This window comes from Bacillus sp. 105MF (assembly GCF_000374885.1).
Classification (GTDB): domain Bacteria; phylum Bacillota; class Bacilli; order Bacillales; family Bacillaceae_G; genus Bacillus_A; species Bacillus_A pseudomycoides.
On sequence record NZ_KB895565.1, the window covers coordinates 78,071 to 99,648 of the forward strand.

General features: G+C 37.8%; 23 protein-coding genes and 1 other annotated feature (1 of these 24 cut by a window edge). Of the genes, 13 read left to right on the forward strand and 10 right to left on the reverse strand.

Translation table 11 applies throughout. The features are described from left to right. Positions 1-5 precede the first annotated feature (5 nt). The 6 genes from C564_RS37225 to rfbD all read left to right on the forward strand — a co-directional run bounded on the left by C564_RS37225 (position 6) and on the right by rfbD (position 5,327). Positions 6-677: a class I SAM-dependent methyltransferase gene (locus tag C564_RS37225; RefSeq protein WP_051107050.1), complete on the forward strand. Its 672-nt coding sequence runs from the start codon at positions 6-8 to the stop codon at positions 675-677. Positions 678-1,260: 583 nt separating this feature from the next. Then, complete coding sequence (locus C564_RS0100375; RefSeq protein ID WP_018764036.1) at positions 1,261-1,929, forward strand: glycosyltransferase family protein; 669 nt, start codon at positions 1,261-1,263, stop codon at positions 1,927-1,929. 268 nt (positions 1,930-2,197) lie between these two features. Next, positions 2,198-2,947, forward strand: a complete 750-nt coding sequence (locus C564_RS0100380) for a sugar phosphate nucleotidyltransferase (RefSeq protein WP_003203906.1) — start codon at positions 2,198-2,200, stop codon at positions 2,945-2,947. Continuing rightward, a complete protein-coding gene (rfbC, locus tag C564_RS0100385; RefSeq protein WP_018764037.1) occupies positions 2,944-3,510 on the forward strand; it encodes a dTDP-4-dehydrorhamnose 3,5-epimerase in 567 nt (188 codons plus the stop codon). Before C564_RS0100380 ends, rfbC begins: the two co-directional genes overlap by 4 nt. Next, positions 3,507-4,478 carry a dTDP-glucose 4,6-dehydratase gene (gene rfbB / locus C564_RS0100390; RefSeq protein WP_018764038.1) on the forward strand — a complete coding sequence of 324 codons (972 nt, stop codon included), beginning with the start codon at positions 3,507-3,509 and terminating at the stop codon, positions 4,476-4,478. The genes rfbC and rfbB overlap by 4 nt, the downstream gene beginning before the upstream one ends. A 6-nt stretch (positions 4,479-4,484) precedes the next feature. After that, the gene (rfbD, locus tag C564_RS0100395; RefSeq protein WP_018764039.1) at positions 4,485-5,327 is read left to right on the forward strand and encodes a dTDP-4-dehydrorhamnose reductase; all 843 of its coding nucleotides are present in this window, start codon (positions 4,485-4,487) and stop codon (positions 5,325-5,327) included. Positions 5,328-5,429: 102 nt separating this feature from the next. Here the strand turns inward: rfbD and C564_RS36040 are convergent, their stop codons facing one another. Then, the gene (locus C564_RS36040) at positions 5,430-6,275 is read right to left on the reverse strand and encodes a hypothetical protein (protein WP_018764040.1); all 846 of its coding nucleotides are present in this window, start codon (positions 6,273-6,275) and stop codon (positions 5,430-5,432) included. Between the two features lie 449 nt (positions 6,276-6,724). Continuing rightward, a complete protein-coding gene (locus tag C564_RS37230; RefSeq protein ID WP_018764041.1) occupies positions 6,725-7,678 on the reverse strand; it encodes an exosporium glycoprotein BclB-related protein in 954 nt (317 codons plus the stop codon). A 247-nt stretch (positions 7,679-7,925) separates the two neighbouring features. On the opposite strand from C564_RS37230, the gene C564_RS0100415 reads away from it, so the two are divergent. After that, positions 7,926-8,675 (forward strand): CotO family spore coat protein, encoded by a 750-nt coding sequence (locus C564_RS0100415; protein ID WP_018764042.1) that lies wholly within the window; start codon positions 7,926-7,928, stop codon positions 8,673-8,675. A gap of 66 nt (positions 8,676-8,741) precedes the next feature. Here the strand turns inward: C564_RS0100415 and C564_RS0100420 are convergent, their stop codons facing one another. Then, complete coding sequence (locus tag C564_RS0100420) at positions 8,742-9,236, reverse strand: CotY/CotZ family spore coat protein (RefSeq protein ID WP_003195957.1); 495 nt, start codon at positions 9,234-9,236, stop codon at positions 8,742-8,744. 201 nt (positions 9,237-9,437) lie between these two features. Between C564_RS0100420 and C564_RS0100425 the strand changes: the two genes are divergently transcribed. After that, entirely contained in the window at positions 9,438-9,797 is a 360-nt protein-coding gene (locus C564_RS0100425; RefSeq protein ID WP_018764043.1) for a DUF1360 domain-containing protein, read from the forward strand. Between the two features lie 113 nt (positions 9,798-9,910). After that, positions 9,911-10,108, forward strand: a complete 198-nt coding sequence (locus tag C564_RS0100430; protein WP_003195959.1) for a hypothetical protein — start codon at positions 9,911-9,913, stop codon at positions 10,106-10,108. A gap of 232 nt (positions 10,109-10,340) precedes the next feature. Here C564_RS0100430 and C564_RS0100435 read toward each other — a convergent pair whose 3' ends face one another. From C564_RS0100435 to C564_RS0100455, 5 genes are all read right to left on the reverse strand, one after another. Continuing rightward, positions 10,341-10,808 carry a CotY/CotZ family spore coat protein gene (locus C564_RS0100435; protein ID WP_018764045.1) on the reverse strand — a complete coding sequence of 156 codons (468 nt, stop codon included), beginning with the start codon at positions 10,806-10,808 and terminating at the stop codon, positions 10,341-10,343. 162 nt (positions 10,809-10,970) lie between these two features. Further along, positions 10,971-13,034: an ATP-dependent helicase gene (locus C564_RS0100440; protein WP_018764046.1), complete on the reverse strand. Its 2,064-nt coding sequence runs from the start codon at positions 13,032-13,034 to the stop codon at positions 10,971-10,973. A 101-nt stretch (positions 13,035-13,135) separates the two neighbouring features. Further along, on the reverse strand, positions 13,136-13,558 hold the full coding sequence (locus C564_RS0100445; RefSeq protein WP_003195962.1) for a GNAT family N-acetyltransferase: 423 nt from the start codon (positions 13,556-13,558) through the stop codon (positions 13,136-13,138). 1 nt (position 13,559) lies between these two features. Beyond that, on the reverse strand, positions 13,560-14,078 hold the full coding sequence (locus C564_RS0100450; RefSeq protein WP_003195963.1) for a YjcG family protein: 519 nt from the start codon (positions 14,076-14,078) through the stop codon (positions 13,560-13,562). A 92-nt stretch (positions 14,079-14,170) separates the two neighbouring features. Continuing rightward, entirely contained in the window at positions 14,171-14,902 is a 732-nt protein-coding gene (locus C564_RS0100455; RefSeq protein WP_018764047.1) for an alpha/beta hydrolase, read from the reverse strand. Between the two features lie 366 nt (positions 14,903-15,268). Between C564_RS0100455 and C564_RS0100460 the strand changes: the two genes are divergently transcribed. The 4 genes from C564_RS0100460 to C564_RS0100475 all read left to right on the forward strand — a co-directional run bounded on the left by C564_RS0100460 (position 15,269) and on the right by C564_RS0100475 (position 18,977). Next, positions 15,269-16,180, forward strand: coding sequence for a DMT family transporter (locus C564_RS0100460; protein WP_018764048.1), 912 nt, complete (start codon positions 15,269-15,271; stop codon positions 16,178-16,180). A gap of 409 nt (positions 16,181-16,589) precedes the next feature. After that, entirely contained in the window at positions 16,590-17,006 is a 417-nt protein-coding gene (locus C564_RS0100465; RefSeq protein ID WP_018764049.1) for a VOC family protein, read from the forward strand. Between the two features lie 140 nt (positions 17,007-17,146). After that, complete coding sequence (locus C564_RS0100470) at positions 17,147-17,563, forward strand: PH domain-containing protein (RefSeq protein WP_018764050.1); 417 nt, start codon at positions 17,147-17,149, stop codon at positions 17,561-17,563. A 295-nt stretch (positions 17,564-17,858) separates the two neighbouring features. Continuing rightward, positions 17,859-18,977 carry a glycosyltransferase gene (locus C564_RS0100475; protein ID WP_018764051.1) on the forward strand — a complete coding sequence of 373 codons (1,119 nt, stop codon included), beginning with the start codon at positions 17,859-17,861 and terminating at the stop codon, positions 18,975-18,977. 41 nt (positions 18,978-19,018) lie between these two features. Here the strand turns inward: C564_RS0100475 and C564_RS0100480 are convergent, their stop codons facing one another. Beyond that, positions 19,019-19,405, reverse strand: a complete 387-nt coding sequence (locus C564_RS0100480) for an Ig-like domain-containing protein (protein WP_018764052.1) — start codon at positions 19,403-19,405, stop codon at positions 19,019-19,021. A gap of 180 nt (positions 19,406-19,585) precedes the next feature. Beyond that, entirely contained in the window at positions 19,586-21,052 is a 1,467-nt protein-coding gene (gene putP / locus C564_RS0100485) for a sodium/proline symporter PutP (protein ID WP_018764053.1), read from the reverse strand. Positions 21,053-21,357: 305 nt separating this feature from the next. After that, positions 21,358-21,578 (forward strand) — a binding site (T-box leader) (it continues 18 nt past the right edge of the window).

Below are 21,578 nucleotides of genomic sequence, written 5' to 3' on the forward strand. Positions count from 1 at the left end.
ACTTAATACATCATGAATGGAAAAAAAATAATAATGTTTTAAGTGAAATAAATAATTATAATCCTACTGTGATAAGCATGTCAGCATGGGCTGGACATCTGAATTTTGGATATGATTTAGTAAGATTTATGAAGCCTAAAAAAATTGTTGAATTAGGTACACACTATGGAGCTTCGTTTTATAGCTTCTGTCAAGCTGTGAAAGACGGAAATTTATCAACTAAATGTTTTGCAGTTGACACTTGGAAAGGTGATCAACATTGCGGTTCTTATGGAGAAGATGTTTATCAAACAGTTAAAGGAGTAGTCAATAAATTCTATCCTAATATAGCGACCTTAGTTCAGAATACATTTGATGAGGCTTTAGAAATGTTTCAAAATGAAACAGTTGATATTCTTCATATTGATGGGTGTCATTCTTATGAAGCAGTTTCACATGATTTTCAAACGTGGTTACCTAAAGTAGCGGATAAGGGTATTGTTTTATTTCATGATATTGCTGTGATGGATAGGGAATTTGGGGTTTATAAATTGTGGAATACTTTAAAAACCCAATATCCTTCTATTGAATTTAGACATTCATTTGGATTAGGAGTTCTATTTCCAAAGGGACATAGTGAAATTTTTAAAACTGTCTTAGAGAACAAAGAAATATTACAGCGAAATTATGAAATGTAAAGTAGAATATATTTAATTACTGGGGCTTTCTTATATCTGATGAGAAAGCCCTTTTCCTATGATAGGTATTCTAAAACTTAGTAGATAGTTATTTTTTTACATACCATGGTGATGAAAAAACTTTCTTTATTTTACGCTTTCAACTAGATCGCTTGTACGAAAGACATATATATGTAGGTAGTAAATATAATGTGTAAGGAAAATAAAAGATAGGAGTTGTTTAAAGGCATTTGGAGATCCATATGGTTATTCTGACGTAGGATAAGTTAGAGCGTAAAAAGCAGTGTGTAGCGAGTATTTTTCTTTATATAAAAGACGAAATTAAATAATTGTTTATCAAATGAAGCTAAATGATGGCTAGAACAATAGTCAGATCTAATTTCACAGTAATCAAGGTGTTGAAGTGGTTGAGGAGAATAAAAAATACTGTTTCTAAATAATAATGTAGCTGTTACACTCTGTTTACTTTCAAAATTACATGCAACTTTAAACAGTGATGAAAAGTAATGAAGCTGTTTAAAGTTGCAAATTATATTTTCAACTGGCTCTTAAACAGTAAATTTAAGGAGAGTGAATTGGGATAATGAGTGAAAATACATTTTTATTTGTTACTTGTATAAATGATGATCAACTATATGAAAAATGTAAGAGGCATATACAATGTTTGTACGTTCCAGAAGCGTATACGATAGAATTCTTAGCGGTTCGTAATTCTAAGAGTATGACACAAGGATATAATCAAGCAATGCTACATGATGCCAAGTATAAAATTTATCTACATCAAGATACATTCATTATTTCCCCCTATTTTTTATTTAACGTATTATCTTTATTTCAAAATGACTCTTCATTAGGTATGTTTGGAATGATTGGATGTAAAAAGATTCCTGAGAGTGGGGTATGGTGGGAGGGAAAAGAGATGGTTGGGAAAGTTATTGAGGAGAGAAGAGGAGCTTTTCGCACTCTTACGTTTGATCAGTACGAGCATCGTATACCTTATGTGCCCGTGCAAGCGGTAGATGGTCTGTTAATGGTTACACAATATGATTTACCTTGGCGGGAAGACTTGTTTACGGGCTACCACTTTTATGATATTTCGCAGTGTTTAGAGTTTATTAAGAAAGGATATAAAGTAGGGGTAGCAAGCCAATTAGAATCATGGTGTATACATTATTGCGGGGATGACTTTGATGCGCTTTCATATGAAGCGTATAGAAAGGTATTTATACAAGAGTATATGCCTTTTTTATAAAACCATAGATAGTAAGAGCTTAAGTGTAAGTGTGCCAATATTTCAGATGGTAAACAGGAGAGTGTATAAGCTCTTGTTGTTTAGTAGTCCCTTAACAGAAAGTAATCAACTTTAAAGCAAGGAATTAGATAAAGAGGAATATAGAAAAGCATTATGCACATATATAGGGTATGCAGAGAGTTTACAAGGTTAAATTGATAATGTATGAAAATTGAAGGGTGTAGTGTATGAACCAAAAATACAAATGGTTTGAAGGGGGAGGGATAAAATGAAAGGGATTATCCTTGCCGGTGGAACTGGATCTCGATTGTACCCGATTACAAAGGTCACAAATAAACATTTGCTTCCCGTCGGTCGCTATCCAATGATTTATCACTCGGTATATAAGCTTCGGGAATGCGGGATTACAGATATTATTGTCATTACCGGGAAAGAACATATGGGTGATGTAGTCAGTTTTCTTGGCAGTGGAGCTGATTTTGGGGTGGCCTTCACATATCGTGTACAAGAGAAAGCGGGAGGAATTGCTGAAGCACTTGGGTTATGCGAAACGTTTGTGGGAAATGGGAAGATGATTGTCGTTTTAGGTGATAATGTTTTTTCTGACAGCTTGAAACCGTATGTAGAAAATTACAGAAAGCAAGGGGCAGGAGCCAGAATTTTATTAAAAGAAGTAGATGACCCGCGTCGTTTTGGGGTTCCTCATATTCAAGATGGTAAGATTGTATGCATTGAAGAAAAACCGGCTTCTCCAAAGAGCAACTATGCTGTAATCGGAATTTATATGTACGATAACAGTGTGTTTTCGATGATCAGTCAGTTAAAACCCTCTGATCGAGGAGAATTGGAAGTAACAGATATTAATAATGAGTATTTGGCAAGAGGAGTACTTACCTACGATACGCTGAAAGGATGGTGGACGGATGCCGGAACGCACCCTTCACTGTATAAAGCGAATACATTAGCGCAACATGTAGATTTTGGTGATGAGTTTAATGGAGGGGGAGGGAAGAGTTGAAGACGATTCCTGCATCTCTTTCTGATGTTAAGTTCATTGAGCCGAGTGTGTTTCATGATGCGCGCGGGTATTTTAAGGAAAGTTATAATGAAAAGGTGCTGAGGCATCTCGGTATTCACCACAAATTTGTACAGGACAATACATCGTATTCAAAGGAAGCGGGTGTGATAAGAGGGCTGCATTTTCAGCTAGAACCAAGAGCTCAAACAAAGCTCGTACAGGTTATACAAGGTGCGATTTTTGATGTCATTGTAGATTTGAGGAAGGGATCCCCAACCTACAAGAAATGGCAATCATTTTTGCTAACGGGTGATAATCATCGACTGTTACTTGTACCAAAGGGATTTGCACATGGTTTTTGTACACTCGTTCCTCACACAATTGTACATTATAAAGTAGATGAATTTTACGACGCGTCATGTGATAGTGGGATAGCATGGGATGATGAAGAATTTGCTATTTCATGGCCCGTTAGTAACCCAATTTTATCAGAAAAAGATGGCATGTTGCCTAAATTTACAGAAACAACTCATTACTTTCAATTTAAGGAGACATTGACATGAATGTACTAGTCACAGGAGGAGCAGGATTTATCGGTAGTAACTTTGTCCGTTATTTTCTCAAGAAGTATCCTGATTGCCATGTTATTAATTATGATTTGTTAACATACGCTGGCAATTTATCTAGTATCAAGGATATAGAACCTCTTAGTAATTATACCTTTATACAAGGAGATATAAGAGATGCTGAGAAAATTCAAGCTGTAATGCAAGATTACAAAATTGATAGTATTGTGCACTTTGCAGCGGAATCGCACGTAGACAGAAGTATACAGGGTCCTATGCAATTTTATACGACAAACATAGTAGGAACAGCTGTATTATTGGAAGCTGCTAAAACTTTTGGTATTCAGCGATTCCTTCACATTTCAACAGATGAAGTGTACGGATCTCTAGGGGAAACTGGTTATTTTACAGAAGAGACTCCTGTCTCACCAAATAGCCCTTATTCTGCTAGTAAAGCCAGCTCGGATTTAATTGCTCTTTCTTATTTCGAAACGTACAAACTTCCTGTAATTGTTACACGCTGCTCTAACAATTACGGTCCATATCAATATCCAGAGAAACTCATTCCGCTTATGATTACAAATGCAATGGAAGATAAGGAACTTCCTGTATATGGGAGGGGACAAAACGTGCGGGATTGGCTTCATGTATTCGATCATTGCACGGCAATTGATTTAGTTCTGCATAATGGAAGGGACGGAGAAATATACAATGTTGGAGGTAATAATGAAAAGAGAAACATAGAGATTGTGGAAATGATTTTAGAAAAGCTAGGAAAATCAAAGAATATGATATCCTTCGTTCCAGACCGCCTTGGTCATGACTGGCGGTACGCAATCGATTCGTCTAAGTTACAGAGAGAACTGGGATGGAAACCGGTATACTCCTTTACAAAAGGCTTAGAGGATACAATAGAATGGTATAGGAAGAATGAACAATGGTGGAAGCCATTAAAGAGTAGGTGAGATAAAGTGAAAGTACTTGTTACAGGAGCAGGAGGTCAGCTTGGTAAAGAATTTATTGCTTATTTTACAGAAAAAGGGGATACACTCTATAGTTTTACAAGAAAAGAATTAGATGTTACAGATGCTACGTCACTTAATCCTATCATGAAAAACCTAAAACCAGATCTTGTCCTTCACTGCGCTGCGTATACAAAAGTAGATGCTGCTGAAGAAAACTGGAAAGAAGCATATGCTATAAATGCATTGGGGACAAGGAACATAGCGGTAGCTTCGGAAGTAATAGGAGCGAAACTTGTTTATTTTAGTACGGATTATGTATTTGATGGAATGCAAGCGCGTGATTATCACGAATTTGATCAAACAAATCCTCTTAATGTATATGGTGCTTCCAAGCTAGCGGGGGAAGAAGCAGTAAAAAATTTTCACAGTCGGTACTTTATTATGAGAACATCATGGCTGTATGGCGGGGAAGGTCCAAATTTTGTGCGGACAATGCAGACGTTGGCTCAGACAAAAAAGGAGCTACGCGTTGTGTGTGATCAAATTGGGTGTCCTACTTATACAAAAGATCTAGTATGTAAAACCGGCGAAATGATACAAACGAATCAGTATGGAACCTACCACGTGTCAAATCGGGGGGAATGTTCTTGGTTTGAGTTTGCTACTCGTATTTTTCAGGAAATGGGAGCGGGTGTTAAAGTCATCCCTGTAAAAACAGAAGAATATGGAGTGAAAGCAGAAAGACCACGCTATTCGGTTTTACAGCATCTGTGCCTAGAATTGAATGGTTTTGCTCCTATGAGGCAATGGGAGGAAGCGCTGAGAGAATATATAATAGAGATTTCATAATGACAGATGAAAAAGCATTCAAACACGAAACAGGCTGTGGGGAAGACTTTCTCCACAGCCTGTAAATGGCAGCTCCACTAGGGAGCTGCCACTTCGTCAAAATTAGAAATTCTGCGTACATGAATCACAAGGTCCGCCAGTAGGTTGAAATACGATATTGTCAACAAAGGCCGATCCTCCTGGTGAGGCTGGTGTAGCAGCGTTTTGGAAAGTGACGCAAGCTGTGTCTACAACAGGAATGCCAGTAGGCACACATATAACAAGAGTGAAATGCTGGAAGCCAGATTGAGGTGCAGGTGAAGATGGTACAATGTGTGGGATATCATCTGCAATAATTTCCGCAATAGTAGGAGGACAATCCTGACCAAGGGCTGGGAAAGATACAGAAGCTACGAGTATGCCACCATCCCTTATATCTGCGGCAAAGGAAAGCGTATAGCAACACCCTGGGTTAACAGGGACCGTCTGGCTAATAAATGCGCCTGGTTGAATCTGCACGGCTTGAATACGGAGTAATGGCTCAGTGGGTGGCGTGCCACCGGTTGGTGAAAGTAAAATGCCACTGTGAGCGTTTGGCTGACCGACTACAAGGGCACCTGTCGGTGACTGATTCCAACCTGGAACCGGATCTGCCCCCCCTGTCGGTGCATCATCAAATCCAGGGTTGTCGAGCAGGTTGTTACATGGACAACATCCTTGTCCAGTCGGTCCAGTTGGTCCAGTTGGTCCGGTCGGCCCGGTTGGTCCAGTTGGTCCAGTTGGTCCAGTATTACCTGTTCCGGCAGGTCCAGTAGGCCCAGTAGGCCCGGTTGGCCCAGTTGGTCCAGTATTACCTGTTCCGGCAGGTCCAGTAGGCCCAGTAGGCCCAGCTGGTCCGATCGGTCCGGGTTGAGGTAAAGGGAATAAACAATTAAGTGGTATGCAATTATGTTGATTAAAACTATCCAAATTAATTCCTCCTAATCTTTTGTATGAAATTTAATAAAAATATAAACATCCATACATTGTATGAATAATAGAAGATAATGGTACTGGATACTCTCTACGAAATAGGGGCGCTTAAAAAAAAATCATGTCTTAATCCGAAATAGTTCTAAATTACTTTGTTTTCTTGTGAGGTGACTAAATTTGATTGTTTCACAAGAATTACACATGCACTTTAGGAATCTTTGTAGCCTCTTGATTGTTCTAATCATAGCCACAGACAGCGATAAGAGAGTAGATAAAGAAAAAAGCAAGAATCCGATTGAATATCGAATTCTTGCTATCTAAAAAGACATCTCTTTTTTCATACCTACCCGCTAGGTCAATAGTTCAATCTTTACTGGATTAGAATCTCCCTCTTTTGTCGAAAAGGTGTAACGATGTCTTTTGATTTTTTTGGTGAGATGATTAAATTAAAGAATTGAAATGCCAGCACTTGCGTTGCCTGTAAGAAGAGAAGCAACAGAACCAGTACCGCCTAATAAAGAAAAGACCATTAGCAAACGATCTCCTGGATTCACCTGTAAATTTATTCCGGTTGCATTACCATCAGCATTTAAGAAACCTACAATTCCTACGATGGCTGGAGCTAATGTCACCAAAGGCCCGAATGGAGTAAATACGTTGGTGTTATTGTTGACAGCGAGATTGATATATAATTGTGCTCGAACGGTTGCAGTAGTAGGCACATTAAACCCTGTCGCGGTGTAGTTGGCAAATATTGAATCAAGAATTCCAACACGAGGTACGGTAAATGCTTCATTGGCTAAGCCCGCCAAGTTTATATTAGCACCTAATGCGACCGCGCCAGGAGTAGCAGTTCCAAATCCAATGAAACTCGGAATACCAATTAACCCAGGGCCAATAACAGTCATGTTAGCTGGCGTCAGTCCAGATGAAAATGCAACTATAGTACCACCACCACCAGTAGGCCCAGTCGGCCCAGTCGGTCCAGTCGGTCCAGTCGGTCCAGTCGGCCCAGTCGGCCCAGTCGGCCCAGTCGGCCCAGTCGGTCCAGTCGGTCCAGTCGGTCCAGTCGGCCCAGTCGGCCCAGTCGGCCCAGTCGGTCCAGTCGGTCCAGTCGGTCCAGTCGGTCCAGTAGGCCCAGTCGGCCCAGTCGGTCCAGTCGGTCCAGTCGGCCCAGTCGGCCCAGTCGGCCCAGCGCCAGTCCCAGCCGGCCCAGTCGGTCCAGCCGGCCCAGTCGGTCCAGTCGGCCCAGCGCCAGTCCCAGCCGGCCCAGTCGGCCCAGTCGGCCCAGCGCCAGTCCCAGCCGGCCCAGTCGGCCCAGTCGGTCCAGTCGGTCCGGGTTCAGGTAAAGGAAATAAACAATTAAGCGGTATGCAGTTATGTTTATTAAACCTATTCAAATTAATTCCTCCTAATCTTTTTGATAAAAATAATTTAAAATGTCTAACTTGTATATATTGTATGAAAGGTGGAAAATAATGGTACTGGGTAGCTCTAAAAATAGGGCGCTTTTTTTTATCAAAACTTAGCTTAAAATATCTTTATGTAAAATGATGTAGATTCCGTATTGTTTATAAATTTAAAAGCAAGTTCTTCACTTTTGGGAATATACTTTGAAGAGAAGTGTTGTTGACAGGAGGGAGAACCTTGACTAAAAAGCAAACTGAGGAGATAAAAAACCAGCCGCTTCTTTATACGGCGGAACCTAATTTGGAGAAAGGTAAGTTAAGTATACAACAAACGTTTATTATTAAATTGAATCACAGCGTTTCTGAACAAAAGGAGAACGTGCAAAATGTTGTGAAAGAAGACGAAGTAGAACAGTTGATTCAAGAAGAAACTGTTACATTGGATGAAGAGGTAGATCAACAAGTAAGCTCAGATATTGCAGAAAGTATTGAGTTAGCGGAAGTAGCAGAAGTGGAAGAAGTAGCAGAAGTGGAAGAAGTAGCAGAAGTGGAAGAAGTAGCAGAAGTGGAAGAAGTAGCAGAAGTGGAAGAAGTGGAAGAAGTAGCGGAAGTGGAAGAAGTAACAGAAGTGGAAGAAGTAACAGAAGTAACAAATGTGGCAGAGGGACTAGAAGAAGCTGAAAAATCAACAGAAGTGGTAGATGAGGAAGCGGAAGAAAGAAAGGATGGGAAATCTCAAGTTTTTTTTAAGGATTTGACGAGAAAATCGTTTAAAGATATGAACAATGAAGAGAAAATATATTTTTTTATGCATAGACCGCATTACATTCCAAATGTAAAATGCCGTGTCATAGCAGAGAAGGATATATACGTAGGGTTTATTACCAATTACCAAGATGGTTATGTATCTATTAATTCACCACAAACATTTGAAACATTTCATGTGAAGTTTGAAGAGATTGTATCGATTCAAATTATGGGGATATAGAAAAGGTGGTAGTAATACCTACCACCTCATAGTTTTTTAGTTTTACAAATTGTTCTAATCAAGCGATTATACGCCTGGAACATTTACATCACGTAAACATTGAATAGCACAGAAACAATTTAAATCAACTGTGATGGATAAATTTGTAGAGATTAATTGTGGTATTGTTTGTTTTAAAAACGCACAAACAATATCCTCAGGTGTTTGGGACGTTTCTCGTGTAAGTGTAGGTGGAACTAATATCCGTAATACGGCACAGCAATCATCTACACTCTCTACGCGGAAAATAGGAGAACGTGCACAGATATCATCATTTGGTGTTGTAGGATCATTTTCTAGGAAGAATACTGAAGAAAAAAGTTCGCCTTCTGTAGTATATAACAAAAAAGGGCGAGTGTTTGCGAATTTAGCACCTTGATTTGCTCCTAAAAATGGAGCGTCACAGCCTGTCGGGCAAGCGGAAGAAGCACAATCTTGTAATTCATCGATAAATTTTACCACGTCACATACGCAGTTTGAGCGGTGATGGTGATGATCATGTCTTTCATCTTTACAACTCATGAATTTCACTCCTTATATTTAGTTTTCATTTACACTATTAGAGTATTGAAATAGGAGCAAATCGGTTACGGTTCTTAGCATGATTTTTTTAGAAGGATAAGCCTTTATTTGTCCTCATTTAAAGGAGAGTAAAGTCTTCCGCTTGTTGGATGCTGCGATATGCTTTATGTTTCGGTAAATGGAAATAAGGAGATGAGAAGAATGCTCTTCAATAGTTGGTTTTTATTCTTTATTTTTTCGTTAGCTGTGTTTCGGTTTACGCGTCTCATTGTATACGATAAAATTACCAGCTTTATACGCTCTCCTTTTATTGAAGAAGTACAAATTCAAGAACACGATGGAACCATGTCTACATATATGAAAGTGAAGGGGACTGGAATTCAAAAATGGATTGGTGAATTGTTAAGTTGTTATTGGTGTACAGGTGTATGGATTAGTGCATTTTTACTTCTCTTTTATCATTGGATTCCTAAAGTTGCAGAACCTGTATTAGCGTTGTTGGCACTCGCAGGGGCAGCGGCTATTATTGAAACGATAATTGGGAGATTTGTTGAAGAATAGGGATTTTTAACTGATGATTAGTTGGAAAATCGGACTTTAATAACATAAAAATAGGTGAACAGAAAGGAAAGGCTGTTCATATAGTGAATAGATAGAATTGCACAGCGGAGGAGATGTTTGTTATGGAAGATAACCTGCAACCAAATCCATATGATATGCAACAGTGGCAGCAAATGCAACAACAGTTACAGGAAGAACAAGCGCAGCAACAACAGCAAGCGCAGCAATTACAGCAACAAGGCTTCGTAAAGAAAAAGGGTTGTAATTGTGGTAAGAAAAAGAACATTTCTAATCAACAAAATCAAGGTTGAAAAAACACTCATGTTATCGTGAGTGTTTTTGTTTTGTATGAAAATATATGAAAAGGAATTTTTGTAATAAGACAATGAAGCTATATTGCATCGGAGAGTTATATACCTTTAAAGCAGGGCATATAGCGAAGGGTTAATTTTGCGGACATATTGAGATACTATGGTGAAGAATCGGGAAGTTAATGGACAAGAAAAATTATATGTTAAAAGGTTATACTATGCTGTTATATATTCAGCAGTTTGTAACAAATGCATCACGTAAACATTGAATACCACAAAAGTAATGCAAATCAACCGTGACACAAGAAGAGGTTGCACGTAATTTAGCATGCGGGATCGTTAAGTAAGTACAGACGGGATTTGGGCTCTTGTCAGGTTCTTTACCTATAATAACGATTAATGCCCGAAGTACAGCGCAGCAATTTTCATCTACACTTTCTACACGGAAAATAGGAGAGTGGCAATTTTTATTTGCAGAAGGAACATATGCTTCAAATGGGTCTCCTGATTTTGTGAATAAAATAAATGGACGTGTGTTTGCTGCTTTTGCTGTATATTGCGGACGGAGGAATGGAGCATTATATTGTGATAAATAAGCAGTGGATGCACATTCTTGTAATTCATATATGAATTTGACGATATTACATACACAACTTTCATCAAAGTATGTATCATGCTCGTCGCTAGAATTACAGGTCATATTGTTCACTTCCCTATCCTCAAGTTTTTACTATTAGAATATGAGTCGAGAAGAGTTGATATTACGGGAGACAAAGGTGAGGTCTAGGAGATTTTTATAAATTGTGTTGGACAATAAGCAGATATTACTTGAGAAAGATATGAAAAAATCCAGCACCACATGTTAAGGTGCTGGATTTTTTGGTAAGTCTTTCCGGGCAATATATAAAAATCTCGATACATCTAATTTTTTTCCTCTAAAAAATTGCGGGGAGGAAATATAAAGTTCTTCTTTTGCACGCGTGATGGCGACGTACATAAGCCGTCTCTCTTCTTCTAACGCTTCAGATGTGTCAGTTACGCGGTCATTTGCATCTTTTAAAGAAGACGAATGAGGCAGTATGCCATCGCTTGCTCCGAGTAAAAAGACACACGGGAATTCCAGTCCTTTTGCATTGTGAATGGACATAAGGGACACAGCATCTTTTTGTTGCATTGTTTTTAATGCTTCCATTTCTTTTTGGCTTTGAATAGCTGCACTAATAAATTCTAAGTAAGCAGGAATATCAGTAAAACGAGTTGCTGATTCCATAAGTTCTTCAAGCATTTCTTCTTGGATGTCTTTATGCATCGTAAAGGAAGAACGGTCATTACTTTGTAGGTACTCTAAGTATTTCCCTTTACCTTTAATAATTTCTTTTAGTGCTTTCTTTGGTTCTAATTCTTTAATGAATTTAATGAAGTCAATTCGTTCGTTTATTTTTTTGACTTGGAATGGCTTTAAACTCGGGTTCAGCAATAGGAAATGTAGGAGGGAAGGGAATCTTCCTTCGCCGTATTTCCATTGTTCACGTTCAATAAATGAGATGCATTCATCACGGCCGATATACATCGTCGGCAATATGCTTGAGAGCGATTCGATTCGAAACGGTTCATATGCGAGACGTAGCTGATCGAGTACGGGCTTAATTAAAGAATGCTCATAGAACGATTGGCTTGCACCGTGTTTAATAAACGGAATTTTATGAATTGTAAGCTGGTCGAGTAAAGAACGACTTACAGAGTGTGTACGATACAATAAACAAAAGTCTTTGTATTCGCGTTCGCCGCTCGCTACTTTATCTTGAATGAGTTGCAGGATTTGATTTGCTTCATCAAGAGTAGTTGCAGGACGTGCATAAAATGGCTGTATACCTTCTTCATGAACGGAATATAATTCTTTTTTAAAGCGTTCTTGATTGAGTTTAATTACTTCGTTTCCAAGTCCCACGATAAATGGATTAGAACGATAATTTGTATTTAACGCAATAATGGTTGTATCATCAAATTCTTTTGGAAAGGATAAGATAATTTGATGGCTTGCACCGCGCCAGCCATATATCGCTTGATCGTCATCTCCCGCGATAAATAAATTATTTCGCGGCGAAGCTAACAGTTTTACAATCTCATATTGTGCATACGACGTATCTTGAAATTCATCGACTTCAATGTAATGGAATCTATTTTGTAATTGTGTTAATAAAGGTGCGTTATTTTCAAGCATATAGAATGTTTCTAGTAAGATATCGTCAAAGTCTATATATCCATATCTTTGTTTTACATCTTCATAACGTTCATACACTTCACGAAATTCTTGTTCAACAGGTGTTTTTGCTTTGACATCTTTTGGACGATTTAGTTTGTTTTTTTCGAGTGAAATCATTGCGAGCATCGTTTCAGCGTCATAATCGTCTTTTAAGCGCAATTCTTTTAAGATTTTCTTTATCATAATTTGTTTATGTTTTTCATTTGCTAAAATCTGCTGGTTGTATCCTTGACTGCGAAGTAATTTTAAAAAGACGGAATGGAATGTACCTGCGACAACATATTGGCTTGCAGCATGATTCATGCCAGGTAAGTTTGCTACACGGCTTCGAATTTCTTCAGCAGCTTTTTGTGTAAACGTAAGCAGTAAAATGTTGCGTGGATGAACATTTTTTACATTGATTAAATAGCCGACGCGCGTTGTTAAAACAGATGTTTTCCCGCTTCCAGCTCCGGCTAATGTAAGAACAGGACCTTCTGTCGTTTGCACAGCTTCTAATTGTTTTTCATTTAAATACACACCTTGCTGCTCTAGGGCGCGAAAATAAGCCGCATCGTTATCCTTCTCTACAATTAAATTGGCAGAAGTTTTTGGAATATGATACGTGGCTTGCGGAACGTCAGCGTGTGTTAATGATTTTTGTGAAAATTTTTCTTGAGTCATATATTCACCTTCAAAACTATAGCATCAACTTTTAACTTTAGCGGAAGAAAAAGAAAATAGCAATGTAAAAAACAGGAGGGGGTTACCTCCTGTTTAGAAAATCATAATTCTTTTATCATAACAACATGTGGTATATCAGCTTCTATAAACACATCGGAAACGGTTTGATATCCGAGTTTCTTATAAAAGGATTCAGCCTGTGTTTGGGCATGGAGTTTCAACTTTGCTAGCGACTCTTCCTTCGCATATGCTTCGAGCGCGTCCATAATGATTTTTCCGATACCTTTTTTGCGATGAGAAGAGAGGACGCATATCCGTTCCATTTTCCCGATGCCATCAACAATGCGAAAACGACCTGCCCCAACTGGAATATCCTTATCATATATGACGATGTGTTTAGAAGTTTCTTCAAATTCATCGTATTCTTCTTCAGCAGAAACATGTTGTTCTTCAACAAAGACTCGTTTACGTACAGAGAATGCGTCTCTTAGCTGTTCGTCTGTTTGTACGATTTGTGCTTGCAAATTAGTTGTTCTCCTTTCCAATATGGAATGTTTCATATACTGTCCATGTTTCATTTTCTAATTGATATAGAAGGTGGAAACGGTCGATTGGTTGCTCGTAATAAAAGTCTTTCATACGTAAGCGACCTAATACATCAGCATGCTCTGCATCTGATAAATTTTGTCCAATTGTTAAATGTGGTACGAATGCATATTCACGCTCTTGTGTGAAGAATCCTTTATGCATTTCTTCATTTAACAATGTAAGTTCAGGTGTTTTTTCTACTTTGAAATAAATAACATTATTAACAGGTGCAAATGAGCTTACCTTTCCAACATGAAGGGTAAACGGATTTGTTTTGTTTGCAATTGCATGTAGTTCTTGTACAATCGCTTCTAATTGTTCATCTGGTGCCTCAAAGGGTGTTTTTAATGTGATATGTGGTGGAACCAATGCATAATGCGGATCGTAACGCTTACGCAATCCGTTTGCTTTATCTTGAATCATTTTTGATGGAAAAATCACAATGCCTAGTTTCATCTTTATATTCCTCCCTTTGTAAGTCTAGTTAGATTTCGAGAAAATAAATCTCTTTTTCTATTATATCAAATAATTCTGAACACCGCTTCCTATTATTTCATTGATAGAATATAAGAAAATGCTTTTGGTAAATCATTTTGCCAATATTTCCATGTATGATTGCCTTCAAATTCTTCGTAATGTGTGATGAAGTTTCTTTCTGTAAGTAATGCATGCAGCTCGCGATTTGGCTCTACAAAATCAGAAACTTGTCCATCCGTTCTTTTTACAGCGGTTTCTTCCGTCCCAATTACATGATAAATTTCCAATGCGTGTGGTTCTGTAAAATCTTTTGCAAGACTAAGCACTGTTTCATCAACAAATGGTGATTGCATAACGACCTTACCGAATGTATGCGGATACATAAGTGCTGTCATAAAGGACACTGTACCACCAAGGGAATCACCGATTAATACACGACCTTTTCCCATTTGATAGGTTGGATAATTTTCATCAATATATGGAACGAGTTCATGCGCAAGGAAACGAATGTATGCGCTATTTTTTACATCGTTTGGAAAGTATTTTTCTTTACGATCGTGAACATTTTTATATGGAATACCGACAATAATTGTTCGGTCAATTTCTTCATTTTCACGAAGACGTTCAATTACGCGGTGCGCTTTACCAAGCTGAAAATAATCTCTTCCGTCCTGTGCAATTACAACGGTGTGTTTGTGCAGCGGCGTGTAATTAGCTGGTAAATAGACGAGAAGTGTAATCTCTTCTTGAAGTGATGTACTGTAAAATGAAAGTTCTTCTATTCTCCCTGTTGTTTGATTCATATATGATCCCCCTAAATAAAAATATGCTGTAGTTGCCCTGTGAGGGTAGCGCAGGTAGTGAAGATGTAAGGATGCATCTACTACTGTGCTTCTCATTTTCTATTTTACCATAATGGTAAGAAGAATCTAAAAAATTAGTATTTATATGATGGAAGAAAGATTGAGGTAAAAGCTTTTTTTTAGACGGAAGAGAGGGTCTGGCGCTGGTTAGAAGTGATTCAGCCCACATCCCAAGTGAAAACAAAACGAGGCAGTAAGTGTGGGTTCCCTTTTGTTTTTCGCAACGAAGATTTATATGTTGAAAGATTAAATTAGGTTTATATATAATGAAGTGGGAATTTTTAAAGAGAGAGGGGTAAAGCAACTTTGAAACAAGAAAAATCAATTGCACTACCATTAGCAGTTTCCATTATAGCTATTTCATTTGCAGCAGTTTTCGTAAAGATGTCCTCAGCGCCATCTTCAATTTTAAGTATGTATCGGTTATGGATTATTGTAATCTTTATGCTTCCGATTGTTTGGAAAAAGCGTGAAGAATTTCGCGGAATTCAAGCGCGAGATTGGTGTTTTTTAATAGGATCAGGATTCTTTTTAGCACTTCATTTTCTTTTATGGTTCGCATCTTTAAAGTTTACAACTGTTGCCAGCTCAACGATTATTTTAGCGCTCCAGCCAATCGTATCGCTAGTTGGAGGTTTTTTTCTGTTTAAAGAAAGAACGACTTATTCAGCGATTGCCACAATGGGGATTGCTATCCTTGGTGTAATGTGTATTGGATGGGGAGATTTAGGGTTAAGCAGAGAAGCGATATTCGGGGATATTTTATCCTTTTTAAGTGTAATTGCAGTTGTTGGTTATTTATTCATTGGGCAAACAACGGTAAAAAAAGTTTCGCACTGGATTTATAGCTTTACCGTGTTTGCATTTGCGGGAATATTTATCGCTATTTATAACGTAATCATGAGTGTGCCGTTTACAGGATATTCTACGTGGGACTGGTGGATTTTCAGTTTGCTTGCGATTGTACCAACCGCTTCACATATGATTAATAACTGGCTATTAAATTATGTGAATGCCACAACGATTTCAATGAGTATTTTAGGAGAGCCTGTTGGAGCATCGGTACTTGCGTTTTTCTTGCTTGGTGAGAAGTTAAATATGATGCAAATTATCGGAAGTATTCTCGTATTGTTCGGTGTATTTATTTTCTTGTTGCAGCGGCAAAAGCGCGTGCAGAAAGAACCAGTACACAGCGCAGCAGTTACGCAAGAGCTGTAGTGTATTTATAGATAGTTAGTAAGCTGCTAGGAGAAATCCTAGTAGTTTTTTTAATATAAATGCAATTTGAAAAAACGAAATAAACCCCTTTCTTTTTAGTTGGGAGAGAGGATCCGCCGATGGATAGAAGTGGTCAGAGCCTTTTTTAGCCCCATGCCAAGTGGAATCAAAGAGAGAAAACGAGTGAAGATCTCCTTTTTGTTGAGTAACAATAAAATTGTTTACTTACAAATAAAATCGTTACATTTACAATAAAGATGTTTAAAAACGTCATTCGTGCTATTCCGTTCAAGTGCCATCTTCTTGAATAAGAGAAAGGATTATTCTTAAGTAAATCGAAGTTAATTCAGGAGATGGCATTTAGTTTCGCATCGAAACCGATTACTCAACACTAAGGAGGAAATCAATTATGAGCGACGCACAGACATTACGAGGACTTACCACAGTCAGTTTTTGGACGGATGATTTAGCGGCGGCAAAGAAGTGGTACGCCGAGTTCTTGGGCATCGAACCATACTTCGAACGTCCAGGATATGCCGAGTTTCGCCTTGGTGACTACCAGCACGAGCTGGGCCTAATCGATAGCCGCTACGCACCCTATGGTTCAGTGAACGGACCAGCCGGTGCTGTAGTGTACTGGCACGTCGATGATGTAACAGCAACCTTCAAAAGGCTGCTGTCTATGGGAGCAAAAGAGTACGAGGCACCCACAGAGCGCGGCGAGGGGTTCATCACTGCCTCCGTAGTCGACCCCTTTGGGAACATTCTAGGCATTATGTACAATCAGCACTATTTAGAGGTTCTGGGTTCGACCAGAAAAGCATGACCCTCTCACAGTTCATAGAGGTTTGGTAAGGTGTACTGTCTATGCAGGGTAGCTGTCTCGATTTATGTGTTGAAAAATAAAAATAGATTTATATAGTCTCGAAAGTTTTCTAGTATAAATTGGTATGGAGGTGGTTTTATATGTACTTTCCATCAAAAAAAGATGCATGGTTATATCCAATTTATTTTGCGGGAGTCGCTGCTTGTTTAGCTCCTTTTCTGGCAGGCAGGGATTATTTTCTTCTATTTTTCACCATTCCTTTTGTAATTCTTCTTATTTGGAGCTGGTTTACAACAGGGTATAAGGTAGAAAATGAACAGATCATCATTCGATATGGGCCGATGAAAAAAAAGATTTCAATCAAAGATATAAGAAAAATTTCAAAAACCCAAAATCCACTAGCAGCTCCGGCATTGTCTTTTGATAGACTGGAAATACTTTATGGTTCTCAATTTGAAACAGCCCTTGTTTCCCCTCGAGATAAGCAACAATTTGTTTCTTTGTTAAAAAGTATCCATCCACAAATTGAAGTAGAAAATCATATAATGAACGATTGATAAGAGTGGTCTCAAGGGCCACTCTTATTTTTATTCCCTCAAGATACAGGGGAAAACGAGAAAGAGAGGCGGGGGATGAAGACTTCCCACTGATTAAAGTTTCACTTTATATTTTGCTATTGAAATTTAATATTTGCTGGCTATATAAGTTGTGAAGTTGATATGTGTATGAATTGTATGAAAAGTCGAATAACTAAAACGGAATTTTCATAAATAGTAAAAGGAATCAAATTTGCTTTTATGTAAAAAATAGAAACCTTACTTAATTTTTCCCAGAGGGGAGAGTGGAAAGAAAATGGAATTAATTAGATGGGCTGTTGAACTAGGAGCCTCAGTACATGGTAATACACCCAATGAACTATTACCTGCATTAGAATATTATTATGATCGAGATCATTTGAAAGCCTTTTTGATTGCAGGTATTCTTCTTGAAATGGAGTTGTCACCGAGTCAAAGAGAAATTGTTGAGCTGAAACGATGTGTATCAGCGTACTATGCGGGATTATACAAGATTGGAAAAAATTATGCTGATAAGCTTCTAGCTGAGCATCCTGAAGTAGTTCTTTACCAAAATAATGTGGAAGCATTTGAAGCGTATTTCAACAGTTATTATGACTATTGTCTTTACATATGGCCATATACGTATGGGAGTTTTATAGATGTTGCCAGAGCTTTAAAGTGGAAGTTAGAACAGCAGGGGAAAACGGTAATTATATCAGAAACACTATTAACAAACACGAGTGATACAATAGTTTTTGGTGCACATTCATATGTCCGTACCCCTGGTGAGATTCCAGAAGATGCGATTATTTATAATTTAGAGCAGCTATATGATGGGTGTCCGTATGATAATATTATTTATCGTAATATATTAAAAAACAGGATAGTGTGGGATTACAGTCCTCAAAATATTGCTTGGTTGAAAAAGAAAGAATTAGGAAAAGAAGTGAAACGTGTCAAAATGAATTATGCTCCTACTTTGAAAATTAAAACAGATACTTTTATAAAGCCTATCTCTGAAGATATTGATGTATTGTTTATCGGTGCTATGAATGGACGCCGTCAAGCAGTTTTTGATCAGTTAAAAAAGCTTGCACCAGATTTAAATATTATTTTTAAAAGCAATGTATGGGGAATTCTCAGAAATGAACTTATAGTAAGATCCAAAATTATTTTAAACATACACTACTACTTAACTGGTATTCTTGAAACACCGAGAGTTTCTCACGCTGTCGCGAATCATAAATTTATTATTTCTGAATCTAGTAGCCCTGAAGATGAAGTAGAGTGGCCGGGAATTGTTTTTGTCCCCCATGAAAAGATTGCGGAGACAGTTCTAGAGTATCTCCAAAAGCCAGAGGAACGTAAAATGTTAGCAGAGAAGGCACATGATTATTTTAAATCACAAGACTAAATAAAATTGAACGCCCCCACTTTAATAAAGTGGGGGCGAGTTCAATTCGGATTTGTCATATAAGGCTGAACATGAACAACACATAAATCTCGAAATTTCCCTTCAGCAGTTGTTACAATCATGACTGCTCGTCCAGGGTTTCTTCCAGTTATGATTGCTTTGTCATCATCTGCATAGACTGTTATGACGTCAGGATTCATATTTGTCCATATAAGCCCTTGATTTGTTGCTTGAACTGGGAGAACAGAAGCAGATAATTCAGCGCTTTGCCCTACTTTTATTTTTAATTTATTTTTTTGTATATGCACACCAATTACAGATACAACAGAAGGAGCGAGTGAAATTTGAGGTTTTGACTGTATGTTTGGACAAGAAGAATTTGTAATAAGTGATAGTTTTTTTGAATTTTGGTGTTGTAGTGATGGCATTATTCTAAAGTCTCCTTTCTGTATAAGTGTTGATACTCATACTATAACGAAGTAGTGTTATGGTAGATTTAACGAAATATAAAGAAATTGTTAATTTCAAGGAGAGAATTGTCGAACAATGAATAAAAAAAGGAACCTCCGCTTTTATGATGAAAGCGGAGGTTCCTTTTTAAAAAAATATTATGCAGTTTTCTCAAATTCCTCGAACTGCTTTTCAACTTCTTTTGAAGGTTTTGTTAATAAACTAATGATGATAATTGCAAGTAAACTTGCTGTGAAACCTGGAATCATTTCATATAGGAAATCTTTTAAAAACTTAAATTGTGTCCACGTGATAACAGTTGCAGCACCAGCGATCATTCCAGCTAACGCGCCCCATTTTGTCATACGTTTCCAGTATAAGCTTAGTAAAACGACAGGACCAAATGAAGAACCAAATCCAGCCCAAGCATAGCCAACAAGCGCTAGGATTGTGTCGTTTTGTTTAAATGCTAATCCACAACCAATAAGTGCGATAACAAGAACGGCCATACGACCAACAAATACAAGCTCACGATCAGATGCAGAACGTTTAAAGAATGTTCTATATATGTCTTCTGTTACTGCACTTGATGTAACAAGAAGCTGAGAAGAGATTGTACTCATAATAGCCGCTAAAATAGCTGCTAATAAAAATCCAGTAATTAATGGATGGAATAAAATGTTACCTAGTTCAACGAAAATTGTTTCTGGGTCAGAGAGCTTTAATCCCGCTTTTGAATAGTAAGCGATACCGATAAGACCAGTAAACATAGCCCCTACTACAGAGAAAATCATCCAGCTCATACCAATTCGGCGTGCGCTTTTAATTTCTTTTACAGATGAGATAGCCATAAAGCGTACGATAATATGAGGTTGTCCAGCATAACCAAGACCCCAGGCAAATAATGAAATAATACCTAATACGGATGTTCCTTTAAAAATATCTAATAGCGCTGGGTCAATAGATTTAATTGTATCAAATGCTGGTCCAAGGCCGTTTACATTCATAATTGTTACGACCGGAACAAGGATAAGAGCAACCACCATGATGATTCCTTGAACGAAGTCTGTCCAACTTACAGCTAAGAAGCCGCCGAATAATGTGTAAGCTACAACAACGCTTCCAACAATAAGTAGTCCAACATGATAATTTAAGCCAAATGAATTTTCGAATAATACAGCACCTGAGACGAATCCTGAAGCTACATAAAATGTGAAAAAGATCATAATAACAAGTCCAGAAACAAGACGTAGCATATGAGATGCATCATGGAAACGATGCTCTAAAAATTCTGGAATAGTAATAGAATTGTTTGCAATTTCTGAGTAGGTACGTAAGCGAGGAGCGACATAGATCCAGTTTGCGTATGCGCCAAGTGTTAGGCCAATCGCAATCCAGCTACTACTTAATCCAACGCTAAACATTGCACCGGGTAATCCCATTAACAGCCAGCCACTCATATCAGCTGCTCCCGCACTTAATGCTGTTACTGCGGGGCCTAGTGTACGCCCGCCAAGCATATAATCTGTTAAGTTGGATGTTTGTTTATAGGCAAAATAGCCAATGACTAGCATCCCGAGCATGTAAATAGAGATAGAAGTTAAAATTAACATCTGCGTACTCATGTAGTTCCCCTTCCTTTTGTGATATCTTTTGATGAATTTTGCATATTTATAATCTATCATGATTATTCCGGAAAATCCATATACAAATACGAATTTTCTGAAATGTAAGCGTTTTTTGACATTGTTTTATTTTTAGAATATATAATTTTCTGACAAAAAACCTTAATTTTAATAGAGTATTTATTATATTTACATAGAAACAGGTTGTTTTGTCAATATAATATTGAATGAAGAAAAAAATATTTTTTTTGAAAAGCATTGACTTTTCGGAAAAGGAGAGAATATAATGAATGCAACTTAAAAAAATGCAAGCGTTGATGAAGAAGAGTACGTATTATGAACATGTCAGAGAGCTGATGGTTGGTGCGAATCAGTATGGAATTAATATGGAATGGCCTTCGGAGCTTCCAAACCGAACCGAAAGAAGTAGGCTTTGGCGACATGATCTCATCGATACAAGAGACACGTATTAACTTTTGATACGGCAAAGTGCGTTACATTTGTAACGAATTAAGGTGGCACCACG